The organism is Clostridium tetanomorphum (genome assembly GCF_017873215.1).
GTDB classification, from domain to species: Bacteria; Bacillota; Clostridia; order Clostridiales; family Clostridiaceae; genus Clostridium_AO; species Clostridium_AO tetanomorphum.
The window spans coordinates 49,124-62,315 of the sequence record NZ_JAGGKA010000006.1 but is presented as its reverse complement, the minus strand read 5'-3'; the positions used below and the strand labels follow the sequence as shown (position 1 = coordinate 62,315).

Sequence of the window (13,192 nt, the reverse complement as noted above, 5' to 3'; positions counted from 1 at the left end):
TGATTTTTTATACAAAATCTATATAGGAAAAAGCATATTTTTTGGTACATAAAAAATAAATATTAACCCAATAATAAACTATATGTATTGTAATTTTACATAAGGAGGTTGAATTATGAAAAAAATAATGAAAACAATGGATGGAAATGGTGCAGCAGCATATGCATCTTATGCTTTTACTGAGGTTGCAGCTATATTTCCTATTACTCCGTCTAGTCCAATGGCAGAAGGGGTAGATGAATGGTCTGCTCATGGTAAAAAGAATATATTTGGTCAAAGGGTAAAGATAGCAGAAATGCAATCTGAAGCAGGAGCAGCAGGAGCAGTGCATGGCTCTTTAGCAGCAGGAGCTTTGACTACTACTTATACTGCGTCACAAGGACTTTTGCTTATGATACCTGACATGTATAAAATAGCAGGAGAATTGTTACCAGGTGTTTTCCATGTAAGTGCTCGTGCTATTGCAGCTCATGCATTATCCATTTTTGGGGATCATCAAGACGTAATGGCCTGCAGACAAACGGGATTTGCTATGCTGGCATCTTCAAGTGTTCAAGAAGTAATGGATTTAGGATTTATTTCTCATTTATCAGCAATAAAGTCCAGGATACCATTTTTACATTTTTTTGATGGCTTCAGAACTTCTCATGAATATCAAAAGGTAGAAGTAATTCAATATGAAGATGTAGCAAAGTTAGTTGATTATAAAGCTATAGATGAATTTAGAAAAAGAGCATTAAATCCAGAGCACCCTACTCTTAGAGGAACAGCTCAAAATCCTGATATATATTTTCAAGGAAGAGAAGTTTCCAATAAGTTTTATGATGCAGTGCCTGATATAGTAGAAGAATATATGAAAGAAATAAAGAATATAACAGGAAGAGAATATCACCCATTTGATTACTACGGTGCAGAAGATGCAAAATATGTGATAATCGCTATGGGATCTGTATGTGATACTTTAGAAGAAACTGTTGATTATATGTTAACTCAAGGAGAAAAGGTAGGATTTATAAAAGTACATCTATATAGACCTTTCTCAGAAAAGTATTTCTTTAATGTATTACCAAAAACTGTAGAAAAAATTGCAGTTTTAGATAGAACAAAGGAGCCTGGTTCTATAGGAGAACCTTTGTACTTAGATATAGCAAAATTGTTTTATAAAAAAGAAAGTAAACCTATAATAGTTGGTGGAAGATATGGACTAGGATCTAAAGATACAACGCCTTCAGAATTAATTGCAGTATTTAGAAATCTACAAAAAGATGATCCTAAGGATCATTTTACTATAGGAATAGTAGATGATGTAACTAATACATCTATTCCTTCAGAAGGAATAGTAAATACTACGCCAGAAGGAACTATAAGCTGTAAGTTCTGGGGACTTGGATCTGATGGAACTGTAGGAGCAAATAAAACTGCAGTTAAAATAATAGGAGATAAAACAGATTTATATGCTCAGGCATATTTCTCATATGACAGTAAAAAATCTGGAGGTACTACAGTTTCCCACTTAAGATTTGGTAAAAAGCCAATAAGATCGGCTTACTTAGTATTTAATTCAGATTATATAGCTTGTCATAATAAATCTTTCTTGTATAATTATGATTTATTAAAAGGATTAAAGAAAGGTGGAACATTTGTATTAAATTGTCCATGGAAAGAAGAAAAAGAATTAGACGAAAAGTTACCAAGTTATCTAAAAAAATATATTGCTGAAAATGATATTAATTTTTATGTAATAGATGCTATAAGTATTGCTAGAAGTATTGGTCTTGGTGGAAGAATAAATATGGTAATGCAATCTGCCTTCTTTAAATTAGCTAATATAATACCTATAGAAGATGCAGCAAAATATTTAAAAGATTCCATACAAACTACTTATGGTAAAAAAGGCGAAAAAATTGTTGAAATGAATAAGAAAGCGGTTGATGAAGGAATAAATGGATTGATAAAGATAAATGTTCCTGAGTCATGGAAGAATGCAGTGCAGGAAAAGGTTGTAGAAAGAAGTGTTCCAGATTTTGTAAAAAATATTCAAATACCTATGGCAAGACATGAGGGTGATGAACTACCTGTAAGTGCTTTTCTTGGAATGGAAGATGGTTCATTCCCATTAGGAACTACAGCTTATGAAAAAAGAGGAATAGCAGTACTTATTCCAGAATGGCAAATTGATAGATGTATTCAATGTAATCAGTGTTCGTATATTTGCCCACATTCTACTGTAAGACCATTCTTACTTACCCAGGAAGACTTAAAGAAAGCTCCTGATACATTTAAGACTAAGCAGGCAACAGGTAAGGGGCTTGAAAATTATCAATATAGAATTCAAGTTGATCCACTAGATTGTACTGGGTGTGGTAATTGCGCTGATATATGTCCAGCTCCAGGAAAAGCTTTAATTATGAAGCCAGCAGAAGAAGAAATAGAAATGGAAAATGATAATTGGGATTTTGCAGTGACTATTGAAGATCAACAATCTCCTATGGATATATATACTGTTAAAGGTAGTCAATTTAAAAAGCCATTGTTAGAGTTTAATGGAGCTTGCCCAGGGTGTGGAGAAACTGCTTATGTTAAACTTATAACTCAGCTATATGGAGATAGAATGATGATTGCTAATGCTACAGGCTGTTCATCTATTTGGGCGGGAAGTGCTCCATCTAATCCATATACTACAAATAGCAAAGGTCAAGGACCCGCATGGGGAAATTCTTTATTCGAGGATAATGCAGAATATGGATACGGAATGTATTTAGCTACTAAACATATTAGAGAAAGATTAGAAGAATTAATTAGAGAAGCTCTAAATACAAACAATTATAAGGAAGAAATAAAGGCAGCGTTTACAAATTGGTTAGATTCAATGGAAGATGGAGAAAAATCTAAGTATGCCTCAGAAAATATTATAGAAATATTAAAAAAAGAGGATTATGCTAAGGATCCAATATTAAAAGAAATAATGGATAAGAAAGATTATCTTACTAAGAAATCTATATGGATAATTGGTGGAGATGGCTGGGCTTATGATATTGGTTTTGGTGGATTAGATCAAGTATTGGCATCAGGAGACGATGTGAATGTACTTGTATTAGACACAGAGGTTTATTCCAACACTGGAGGACAGATGTCTAAATCTACACCTACTGCAGCAGTAGCTAAATTTGCCGCAGCAGGGAAGAGAATAAGAAAAAAAGATTTAGGACTTATGGCTATGAGTTATGGATATGTATACGTAGCTCAAATAGCTATGGGAGCTAATATGAATCAAACATTAAAAGTAATAAGAGAAGCTGAAGAATATAAAGGACCATCTTTAATAATTGCTTATGCACCTTGTATAAATCATGGCATAAAGTCAGGTATGGGAAGCAGTGTAGCAGAAGAAAAGAAAGCTGTAGCTGCAGGATACTGGCATCTATATAGATATAACCCAATGTTAAAAGAAGAAGGAAAGAATGCATTTATTCTTGAATCTAAAGAGCCAGAAGCATCCTTCCAAGATTTTATCAAGGGAGAAATAAGGTATACTTCATTAGCTAATGTATTTCCAGAAGTCGCAGAAGAAATGTTTGCTGCGGCAGAAAAGCATGCAAAGGAAAGATATGTCACCTATAAAAAAATGTCTGAAAACTTCTAAACAATATAAAGAGCACCATGATTTCATGGTGCTCTTTATATTGTGATTTTTAATAAATATCAATGTTATTTTTGATTAGAATCTACCCATTCCTTAGCGTTAAAGGTTTCTACTTCGCTAGGTACAGTAACTTGGGATTCAGGTTTCATATACTCTATGTTTGCCCAAGCAGCAGTGTTATGCTGCTCTATTGGAATTCTTTTAGTTGGGGTGTTCACTTTTATTGTATCGTTATCCATACTATTCCTCCTCGGAAAAAATAATTGTTTAAAATTATTATTATACATAGAGTAAAAAGTTATACTAATTATATATATATATTTATGGTTTTAAAACCACTTTAATACAATTATCTAATTTTTTGTAAAAAATTTCATAGGCATAATCACCTTTAACTAATGGAAGTGTATGAGTTATGATATCCCTAGGATCGAACTTGTTTTCTTTAATTAAGTTCAATATTCTAGTTACATAAGAATGAGCCGGACATTGGCCCATTTTTAAAGTTATGTTTCTTGAAAATAAGTCTCCAAACGGAAATAAATTATATTTACTTCCATATACACCTACTATAGATATAGTACCACCTTTTCTTACTGCTTGCGTTGCAATTTCAATGGCAGATTTTGAGCCTCCTTGTAGCTTAAGCATAGTTTCCATCTTTTCTATACCAGACATTTTTCCATCCATGCCAACACAATCTATTACTACATCAGCACCACCACCAGTTATCTCTTTTATGTATTCACCAGTATTATCATAATCTTCAAAGTTTATTGTTTCTACTTGATTAAATTTCTTAGCATGATTCAACCTGTAATCTACTCTATCTACTACAATTACTCTTTTTGCTCCATGAAAAATGGCCCACTTTTGTGTTAATAGGCCTACAGGACCACAACCTAAGACTACTACTGTGTCATTTAATTTAACTCCTCCATTTTCAACTGCCCAGTAGGATGTTGGAAGTATATCAGTTAAAAATAACACTTGTTCATCCTCAAGTTCTTCAGGAACAAGTGTTGGCCCTATATTTCCATAAGGTACTCTTAAGTATTCTGCCTGACCACCATCATAGCCTCCAAAGGTATTACTATATCCAAATATGGCACCAGTTTCACCATTAGGATTAGAGTTATCACATTGACTCCAAAGATCATGTTCACAATACCAACAGTGACCACAAGATATGGGAAATGGTATAATAACTCTATCACCTTTTTTTACATTAGTAACTTCAGGTCCTATTTCTTCAATTATGCCCATAGTTTCATGACCAAGAATAAAGCCCTTGGGCATATTAGGAATCATACCATGAATCAGATGAAGATCAGAACCACATATAGCCGTAGAAGTAACTTTCAAAATTAAATCGTCTTTATTAATAATTGATGGATCTTTTATATTTTTTATTCCAACATGTCTAATTCCTTCATAAGTTAATGCTTTCATTTAGAAAACCCCTTTCAATATATGTTAACATATGTATTTTTTTCATATTATGAATTAAATATTCATAGAACGAATATTTAGCTTGAATTAATATTTTCTTAATAGTTAATACTAACAATAATTATATTAAATATATAAAAGGGTCTTTTATATTAGGCTTTTGATTCTTCTATTTTTTCGGCTAGTTCACTAAGGTATGACCATCTATCCATCTTTTCTTCAAGAAGTTTTTCTAGTTCACTCTTTTTTCTCAAAGCTTCTTCAAGTTTTTTAAAATCGGAACTAAAATACTCTATATCTTTTTCTACTTTGCATAATTCTTCTTCAAGTTTTTCAATAACTTCTTCTATTCCTTCATATTCTAATTTTTCTTTATAGGAAAACTTTAGAGGTTTTTCCTTTTTATTTTCTTCATTATCTTTATTTTTTATATTACTTTTTTCTGTCTTCAGCTTTTCTTCATCATTTTTAAAACATTTATCCTTTATTTTTTCCAAGCACTCAGTATAGTTTCCGGTATACTCTCTAATTAGTCCTGCTCCTTCAAAAACAAAAATCTTATCCACCACTTTATCTAAGAAGTATCTATCATGAGAAACAGTAATTACAGCACCATTAAAGCTTTGAAGATAATCTTCCAATATAGTTAAAGTTTCAGTATCTAAATCATTGGTAGGCTCATCTAATAATAATACATTTGGGGAGTCCATTAATACTTTTAAAAGATAAAGCCTTCTTTTTTCTCCACCAGAAAGTTTATTTATAGGAGTCCATTGTGCCTCTGAAGTAAATAAGAATTTTTCTAGCATCTGAGAAGCAGATATTTTTGTTCCATCAGATGTGGTTATAAACTCTGCAGATTCTCTAATATATTCAATAACTCTTAATTCTTCATCTATAGGTTTCCACTCTTGGGAAAAGTGACCAATTTTTACGGTTTCGCCTATATCCACAGTTCCTTCATCGGGTTTTAAATTTCCTATCAAAATATTAATAAGAGTAGATTTACCTATACCATTAGCACCAACGATTCCTATTCTGTCATCAGGTAAAACTATATAGTTAAAATCTTTAATTAATACATTGTTTGAAAAATATTTATATATATTTTTAAGCTCTATAACTTTTTTCCCAAGTCTTGTATAGGAAGTAGATATTTCTAATTTATTATTATTTATGTCTATTTTTTCTTCAGAAAGTTTATTAAATCTATCAATTCTAGCTTTCTGTTTTGTTGTTCTAGCTTTAGCTCCTCTTTTTATCCACTCAAGTTCTCTTCTTAGAAGATTTTGACGTTTTGCTTCAGAAGCCTGTTCTAATTCTTCTCTTTCTAATCGTTTTTCTAAGAATACACTATAATTTCCAGTGTAACTATAAAGAGTACCTTTACTTATTTCAAATATTCTATTAGTTACTCTATCTAGAAAATATCTATCATGAGTAATCATAAGCAGAGCACCTTTTCTTTTATTTAAATATTCTTCTAACCAGCTTATAATTTCATTATCCATATGGTTTGTAGGCTCATCTAGGATTAGAAGATCACTAGGATTTATTAAAGCACTACAAAGGGCTATTCTTTTCTTTTGCCCTCCAGATAGGTTTTTAATTTTTTTATAAAAATTTGTAATTCCAAAGGTAGTTAATATGGCTTTTGCCTCACTTTCTATTTGCCAAAGGTTCAAATTATCCATTTTTGAAGTTAAGCTCATAAGTTTTTTTTGTAAACTTTCGTCATAGGGATTTAATTCAACTTGTTTTAGGTAGTCTTCATAATTTCTTATGGTATCCATTAAAGGAGAAGTTCCTTTAAAAACTTGTTGAATTACATTTGCCTCTTCATCAAAAAAAGGATTTTGAGAAAGATATTCTATAACCATATTGTTTTTTTGAATAATATTACCGGTTTCATAGCTTTCTATGCCAGTAATTATTTTAAGTAGAGTAGATTTACCAGTACCATTTATCCCTATAATACCTATTTTATCTCCTTCATTTATACCAAAACTAATATTATTTAGTAATAATTTTTCTCCATAACTTTTACTCAAATTTTCTACTGATAGTAAGTTCATTTTATTACCGCCTTTATAATAGATTTACCCAATTATCTTTATATCATATAAAAATTAAAAGGGCAAATATAAAAATAACATGGTCCATATAATATGTGCCATGTTATTTTTATTAATTATAGATATTTAGATCTTCTTTTTCTATTTTTTCTTTTTTTAATAGCCTTAATTCCGCCAACAATTAGTAAAATACCAACTAATACAGTTAAGACACTTATAACATATAATAAAATATTTGCTTTCATTATAGAAGATTTTGATATATTAGTATAAAGATCATATTTTTGTTTAGCTTCTCTTTCACTAATAGTTAAAGTACCTATACTTTTATTATCATTTATCTTCCATATATTTTTAGTCTGAATATTAAAGTCTTTTTTCATTTCTTTTTTATTAATTTCGTTATTATAAAATGATATGTCTGCTTTAGCAAGTATTGGAACATCTATAGTTTTTGTAGGACCAAAGAATACTAATGGTTTATAAGTTAACTTTTCTGTAGCTATAATAGAATTTTTAGGATATAAAGGTGTTTTCTTTGCATCATAGCTCCAATCTATGATTTTCTTCATATCATTAAAAACAAAAGAATCATTTCTATCATAAATGGAATTCATTACAACTCCTATAATTTTTCTTCCATCTCTATCAAAAATCGCTACAAGGCATCTACCAGCCTTAGCAGTATAACCAGTCTTACCACCTATACAATCATCTTTACCAAGAAGCTTATTTCTATTTTCAACTATTACAGTAGTTCCTTTTGAAGTTTTTACAGTACTAGTTTCTTTATTCATAGATTCTTTTACCCATGGATTCTTAAATGCTTCTCTTCCTATAACAGTTAAATCATAAGCTGTTGTATAATGGTCAGGATCATGCAATCCATTAGGAGTAACGAAATGTGTATTTTTTAATCCTAAGCTTTTTATTTTTTCATTCATAAGATCTGCGAATTTTGATTCATCACCTGCTACATTGTCTGCTATAACATAAGCTATATCATTTCCTGAAAATAATAAAAGACCATCCATAACATCTTCAGCACTCATAGTTTCACCAACATCTATTGAATGTAAGTTTAAATTAATTGAGTATTCAGGTTGAGCTTTAGCAGCCTTTGTATACTTTAATAGGTCACCTTTATGTTTATTTTCTGCTAGAAGCAGGGCAGTAATAAGCTTTGTTGTACTTGCTGGATACATTTTGCTGTCAATAGATTTAGAATAAATAATTTCTCCTGTATCCATGTCCATAGTAACCGCAGCTTTACCATGAATAGATGGTTTATCTTCAGCAGCAAAGGCACTTGTACATAAAGATAAAGCCATAAAAATTGCTAAAAATAGTGAAATACTCTTTTTTTTCAACTGACATCTCTCCAATTTCTAAAATAATTTTTATATTAAAAAATAAAAGAATGGATACCCATTAGAGTATAACATGTACTTTAACATTTTACAAATTTAAAAAAACTACTATACAACTAATAAATAAGTATCTATTAGAGAGGTATTAATATATAATTAATAATAGTAGAAAATACTAGATATTAATGGTGGTGAATTGTTAAATGTTTAGTGAAATAGAAAAATTATTCTCAAAAAGAGAGAATAAAATAATAGGGGAATATGAGAAAAGTGCAGTTATTGTATTTCTCATAGAAGAAAAAGGAGAAGTTTATATTTTATTTGAAGTAAGATCTTTAAATTTAGCTAGTCAACCAGGGGATGTTTCTTTACCAGGTGGAAGAATAGAAAGAGGAGAAGAAATAAAGGATGCAGCCATAAGAGAAGCTATAGAAGAGCTAAATGTAAAGAAGGAAGATATAGATATATTAGGTGCTATGGATTATTTTGTAAGTCCATACAATATGATAATATATCCATTTGTAGCTAGACTTAAAGTAAAAGATGTTCATCCTAATAAAGATGAAGTTAATCATGTATTTAAAGTTCCTATTAATTATTTTATGGAAAATGAACCAGAAGGATATAAAATCAAAATAATATCTCAGTTGCCAAAAGATTTTCCATATCATTTAATTATAGGAGGTAAAGATTATAAGTTTAAGACTGGTAATATGAAACAATATTTTTATCAATATAATGGGTATGTAATATGGGGATTTACAGCTTTAATTATTAAAAATTTTGTTAATATTTTAAAAGAAAATTTAGAGGAAATTAATTAAAGAGAGTTAAATAAGGTAGAGTTTTTTCTACCTTATTTTTTATAAAAAAGTTTTTCTAGCTTGTAATTTTATTTTTTGGTAAGAAAAGAATTATGGATATAACAATCAAAGCTAAGTATAGAAATGGAAATATTATAGATATTAATCCAGCAGTATAATAAAATTTTAAGAATATAAAAGCTATTATTGAAACTATTGCCCAAAAAAGTGATATATAGCTCATTTTTGTGTTTTTATCTAGCCACCTAGAAACGTCTTTCATGTTTCCTAAAATTTTTTCGTTATCTTTATTATTAGGAGAGCTTTTTATTATTAAAAATTTAAAGTATACATAAAAAACTATAGCTATTATTCCTATAATTAAGAAAAAATATGAAAGAGAAATTTTAGTTATAAACATATTATCACCTCATAAAAAACATATTTTAATAGTATTATTTCCACAATTAGCAATTATATTTATTTAAACATACAATAAAAAACATTGTGAAAATTTAGTTAATTAGTTCAGATTCTATTCATTTTTTTTTCATAATAATGTATAATGATAATTAACAAAAACTTGGGGAAAGGGTGCGGTAAATATGACAGAATGTCCATTTTTATCTTCGTCTGATGATAGAATAGAATGTTTTAAAGAATGCGCATTATATAATTATAAGGAAAATGATGGAGTTTGTCCATTTAAGGCACTACAAACATACAAAGTAGAACAAATAGAAAAATATGAGGATTTTGAATTAGAGAATAAGGACTTAGATTTTTTAAGGAGTTGTTATATTAATTTGAAAGAAGAATACTTTTAATAAAAATACGGCAGATTTCTCTGCCGTATTTTACTCTTCAATGTCATCATATATGTTAGAATATTTGTTTATAAGATTTTGCTTTAAAGTCCATAATTTTGTTGATAAGTCTACATAATAATTATGAGGATTTTCAAATCTTAACACCTCATGCCATAATCTTCCCGTTTCTTTTTCAGCTAAAGCACTAATTTCAGAAACTTCAGGACATTCATAGATTAACTTACCATTATTAAATATTTTGACCATTAAATCTTTTATATAGAAATCTTTAATTTTTTTCTTTTTCCAAGTGAAAACGGGATCAAACAATAGTAAAGGTTCCTCTGTATTAATAGTTTCATGGTTAAGGGTAATTAAATCTGCAATGGCATTATTTGTTTTCTTGTCAAATATCCTATAAACTTTTTTAAATCCAGGATTAGTTATTTTTTCTTCATTTTCACTAATCTTTATTTTAGGAACAATTTCATTGTTATTTTCTACAGCTACTAATTTATAAACTCCACCGAAGACAGGCTCTGACCTAGCAGTAATTAATCTTTCACCTACACCGAAACCATCTATTGGTGCACCTTGACGTAATACAGATCTTATTATATATTCATCTAATGAGTTAGATACTATTATATTAACATCATTATATCCAGCGTCATCTAGCATTTCTCTACATTTTTTAGATAGGTATGTAATATCTCCACTATCAATACGAATACCTTTTGGTCTATACCCCTTAGGTTTTAGCACTTCATCGAAAACCTTGATTGCATTAGGAAGACCAGATTTTAATACATTATAGGTATCAATTAAAAGAACGCAGTTATCTGGATAAACTTCTGCCCAAGATTTAAAAGCTTCATATTCTGTTGGAAACAATTGAACCCAACTATGAGCCATAGTGCCAGCAGAAGGAACTCCAAACATCTGTTCCGCTATTGTACAAGCTGTAGAATTACAACCACCTATTATAGCTGCACGAGCGCCGTATATGGCTCCGTCATAACCTTGAGCACGTCTTGAACCAAATTCCATAATAGGTCTACCATCTGCTGCTCTACATATTCTATTAGCTTTTGTAGCTATAAGAGTTTGATGGTTGATAGAAAGCAATATCATAGTTTCAAGAAATTGAGCTTGAATAACGGGACCTTTGACAGTAACTAAAGGCTCATTTGGAAATACAGGATTACCCTCTGGAATAGCCCAAACATCACAAGTGAATTTAAAGTTCTCCAAATAATTTAAAAATTCTTCTGAGAAAATACTTTTTCCCCTTAGATATTTAATATCATCTTTAGTGAAAGATAAATTTGAAAGATATTCAATTAACTGCTGAAGGCCTGCCATTATACAATAACCACCACCATCAGGTACCTTTCTAAAAAACATATCAAAGTATGCTATAGTATTACCGAGATCATTTTCCCAATAACCATTTCCCATAGTAAGCTCGTAAAAATCTACTAGCATGGTTAAATTTCTTTCATTTCGCACATTAAAGTTTTTTATGTATTCCATATTAACTTCTCCTTATGTGATTTGATTTTTAAAAAATGTTAGTACTTTTAGATAAATGTTATTAATATTTTAACCCTTTGCCAAAATTATTACAAGTTTATACAATGAAAGAATAATGAAAGAATTAAGAAAAAATTGAGAGGTGAATTTTGTTTGTTTTTTAATAAAATAGATATTACTTTAAAATCTAGAGGAAATTATTCTATTTTTTCGTTTTGTCTTTTTATTTCTTGTATCATTTTATTCATCAGTTTTATATCGAAAAATTTTATTCATATATATGTAAAATAGTGAGTAAAATGGAGAAAAATATTTGTAAACTTTTGTTTAATTTAGATAAAAGTATTCCAAACGTGGAAAAAATAGAATTATTATGTTATAATAAGGAACGCAATCTAAAAAAAGGAGGAAAATCAAAATGTCAGATCAAATTAGAATTTCACCAGAACGTATGATAGAAAGATCAAGGGATTATCACCAAGAAGCAGAAAAAATTAAAGAGGTAATTACTAGGATGACTTCATTAATATCAGAATTACAAACTGAATGGGAAGGTCAAGCAAGTACAAGCTTTGCTAATCAATTCAATGAATTAAGACCAAGCTTTGTAAATATGCATAATCTTGTGGAAACTATTTCTCATCAATTACAACAAACTGGAGCTGCAATGCAAGAAAGAGATCGAGATATAGCTTCACAATTTGGAGTTAAATAATACAGCTAATAATTAAATTAAAAGAGAGATGTTAAACATCTCTCTTTTAGGAGTTAAAGAATGAAAAAGAATATAATAGTAAGTATATTAGTGATTCTAATTACATTTACGTTTAATATATATAAAGTTAATGCAAATAATGAATTAAATATAGATCATGATTCTTTAAAAAGCAGTGAGAATGAACCATATATGTCAGTATCAGATATGTATGGTATTGAATTATTTACAGATAAGGTTGCAAAAGCTAAACAAGAAGTAAGTAATAAACAGCAACAGAATAGAAAAGCTTTATACAATAGCATTTTTTTATCAACAGATAATGCAAAATCTATTAGAGATAAAAAATTTTCTCAAAAGATAGAAGCATATAATTTGTTTTCTCAATCAAACATGCAGAAAAAAATTAAATATGAAAAAGATGATAGTAATATTAATATTATGACTGTTTCAGTAATTATATTTTTATGTATACTAACAGGCGTGTTGACTAGATTGTATTATATAAATAAACGAAGGGAAGAAGAAAAACGCAGTGAATATAATGATTACACTGGATTTTAGAGCACAGAATAAAGGTCAATTTGATATATCTTTAAATAATGAACAAGTAATACAAGAAACTATAAGAATAGTTAATGATGGTTTAGCTTTAAATTTAGATTTACAAAAGATAAATTATTGTAAATCGAATAGAGAGAAGAGAGTAATTTCTATATATAGCACTTTTGAAGAAAATAATATATACACAGGAGATAGATTAGAATTATTATATGAGGATAAGTGATT

At 29.3% G+C, this 13,192-nt stretch carries 12 protein-coding genes; 6 read left to right on the top strand and 6 right to left on the bottom strand.

The genetic code is table 11. The features are described 5' to 3' along the window. Nucleotides 1–115: 115 nt before the first annotated feature. Nucleotides 116–3,643, top strand: coding sequence for a pyruvate:ferredoxin (flavodoxin) oxidoreductase (nifJ, locus tag J2Z24_RS07420; RefSeq protein WP_035148634.1), 3,528 nt, complete (start codon nucleotides 116–118; stop codon nucleotides 3,641–3,643). 65 nt (nucleotides 3,644–3,708) lie between these two features. Here the strand turns inward: nifJ and J2Z24_RS07415 are convergent, their stop codons facing one another. From J2Z24_RS07415 to J2Z24_RS07400, 4 genes are all read right to left on the bottom strand, one after another. Further along, nucleotides 3,709–3,882 (bottom strand): CDIF630_02480 family spore surface protein, encoded by a 174-nt coding sequence (locus J2Z24_RS07415; protein WP_085059077.1) that lies wholly within the window; start codon nucleotides 3,880–3,882, stop codon nucleotides 3,709–3,711. Between the two features lie 82 nt (nucleotides 3,883–3,964). Further along, nucleotides 3,965–5,095 (bottom strand): zinc-dependent alcohol dehydrogenase, encoded by a 1,131-nt coding sequence (locus J2Z24_RS07410; RefSeq protein ID WP_035148632.1) that lies wholly within the window; start codon nucleotides 5,093–5,095, stop codon nucleotides 3,965–3,967. 152 nt (nucleotides 5,096–5,247) lie between these two features. Beyond that, on the bottom strand, nucleotides 5,248–7,170 hold the full coding sequence (locus tag J2Z24_RS07405; protein ID WP_035148631.1) for an ABC-F family ATP-binding cassette domain-containing protein: 1,923 nt from the start codon (nucleotides 7,168–7,170) through the stop codon (nucleotides 5,248–5,250). A gap of 116 nt (nucleotides 7,171–7,286) precedes the next feature. Next, nucleotides 7,287–8,540: a D-alanyl-D-alanine carboxypeptidase family protein gene (locus tag J2Z24_RS07400; protein ID WP_035148630.1), complete on the bottom strand. Its 1,254-nt coding sequence runs from the start codon at nucleotides 8,538–8,540 to the stop codon at nucleotides 7,287–7,289. A gap of 203 nt (nucleotides 8,541–8,743) precedes the next feature. Here J2Z24_RS07400 and J2Z24_RS07395 point away from each other — a divergent pair, with 203 nt between their 5' ends. Continuing rightward, entirely contained in the window at nucleotides 8,744–9,364 is a 621-nt protein-coding gene (locus J2Z24_RS07395; protein WP_035148629.1) for an NUDIX hydrolase, read from the top strand. 55 nt (nucleotides 9,365–9,419) lie between these two features. On the opposite strand, the gene J2Z24_RS07390 is transcribed toward J2Z24_RS07395, so the two are convergent. Beyond that, complete coding sequence (locus tag J2Z24_RS07390) at nucleotides 9,420–9,764, bottom strand: hypothetical protein (protein WP_035148627.1); 345 nt, start codon at nucleotides 9,762–9,764, stop codon at nucleotides 9,420–9,422. Nucleotides 9,765–9,948: 184 nt separating this feature from the next. Between J2Z24_RS07390 and J2Z24_RS07385 the strand changes: the two genes are divergently transcribed. After that, on the top strand, nucleotides 9,949–10,170 hold the full coding sequence (locus J2Z24_RS07385; RefSeq protein ID WP_035148626.1) for a hypothetical protein: 222 nt from the start codon (nucleotides 9,949–9,951) through the stop codon (nucleotides 10,168–10,170). A 30-nt stretch (nucleotides 10,171–10,200) separates the two neighbouring features. Here the strand turns inward: J2Z24_RS07385 and J2Z24_RS07380 are convergent, their stop codons facing one another. Continuing rightward, nucleotides 10,201–11,688: a nicotinate phosphoribosyltransferase gene (locus J2Z24_RS07380; protein WP_035148625.1), complete on the bottom strand. Its 1,488-nt coding sequence runs from the start codon at nucleotides 11,686–11,688 to the stop codon at nucleotides 10,201–10,203. 418 nt (nucleotides 11,689–12,106) lie between these two features. Here J2Z24_RS07380 and J2Z24_RS07375 point away from each other — a divergent pair, with 418 nt between their 5' ends. From J2Z24_RS07375 to J2Z24_RS07365, 3 genes are read left to right on the top strand one after another with little or no spacing between them, the layout of a single operon-like run. Continuing rightward, the gene (locus tag J2Z24_RS07375; protein ID WP_035148624.1) at nucleotides 12,107–12,403 is read left to right on the top strand and encodes a WXG100 family type VII secretion target; all 297 of its coding nucleotides are present in this window, start codon (nucleotides 12,107–12,109) and stop codon (nucleotides 12,401–12,403) included. A gap of 60 nt (nucleotides 12,404–12,463) precedes the next feature. Continuing rightward, complete coding sequence (locus tag J2Z24_RS07370; RefSeq protein WP_035148623.1) at nucleotides 12,464–12,967, top strand: hypothetical protein; 504 nt, start codon at nucleotides 12,464–12,466, stop codon at nucleotides 12,965–12,967. Beyond that, nucleotides 12,948–13,190 (top strand): hypothetical protein, encoded by a 243-nt coding sequence (locus J2Z24_RS07365; RefSeq protein WP_207714608.1) that lies wholly within the window; start codon nucleotides 12,948–12,950, stop codon nucleotides 13,188–13,190. Before J2Z24_RS07370 ends, J2Z24_RS07365 begins: the two co-directional genes overlap by 20 nt. The last annotated feature ends 2 nt before the right edge of the window (nucleotides 13,191–13,192 follow it).

Coding starts and splice junctions, on each gene's coding strand:
- nifJ (WP_035148634.1), top strand. CDS start 116: ATGAAAAAAATAATGAAAACAATGGATGGAAATGGTGCAGCAGCATAT.
- J2Z24_RS07415 (WP_085059077.1), bottom strand. CDS start 3,882: ATGGATAACGATACAATAAAAGTGAACACCCCAACTAAAAGAATTCCA.
- J2Z24_RS07410 (WP_035148632.1), bottom strand. CDS start 5,095: ATGAAAGCATTAACTTATGAAGGAATTAGACATGTTGGAATAAAAAAT.
- J2Z24_RS07405 (WP_035148631.1), bottom strand. CDS start 7,170: ATGAACTTACTATCAGTAGAAAATTTGAGTAAAAGTTATGGAGAAAAA.
- J2Z24_RS07395 (WP_035148629.1), top strand. CDS start 8,744: ATGTTTAGTGAAATAGAAAAATTATTCTCAAAAAGAGAGAATAAAATA.
- J2Z24_RS07390 (WP_035148627.1), bottom strand. CDS start 9,764: ATGTTTATAACTAAAATTTCTCTTTCATATTTTTTCTTAATTATAGGA.
- J2Z24_RS07385 (WP_035148626.1), top strand. CDS start 9,949: ATGACAGAATGTCCATTTTTATCTTCGTCTGATGATAGAATAGAATGT.
- J2Z24_RS07380 (WP_035148625.1), bottom strand. CDS start 11,688: ATGGAATACATAAAAAACTTTAATGTGCGAAATGAAAGAAATTTAACC.
- J2Z24_RS07375 (WP_035148624.1), top strand. CDS start 12,107: ATGTCAGATCAAATTAGAATTTCACCAGAACGTATGATAGAAAGATCA.
- J2Z24_RS07370 (WP_035148623.1), top strand. CDS start 12,464: ATGAAAAAGAATATAATAGTAAGTATATTAGTGATTCTAATTACATTT.
- J2Z24_RS07365 (WP_207714608.1), top strand. CDS start 12,948: ATGATTACACTGGATTTTAGAGCACAGAATAAAGGTCAATTTGATATA.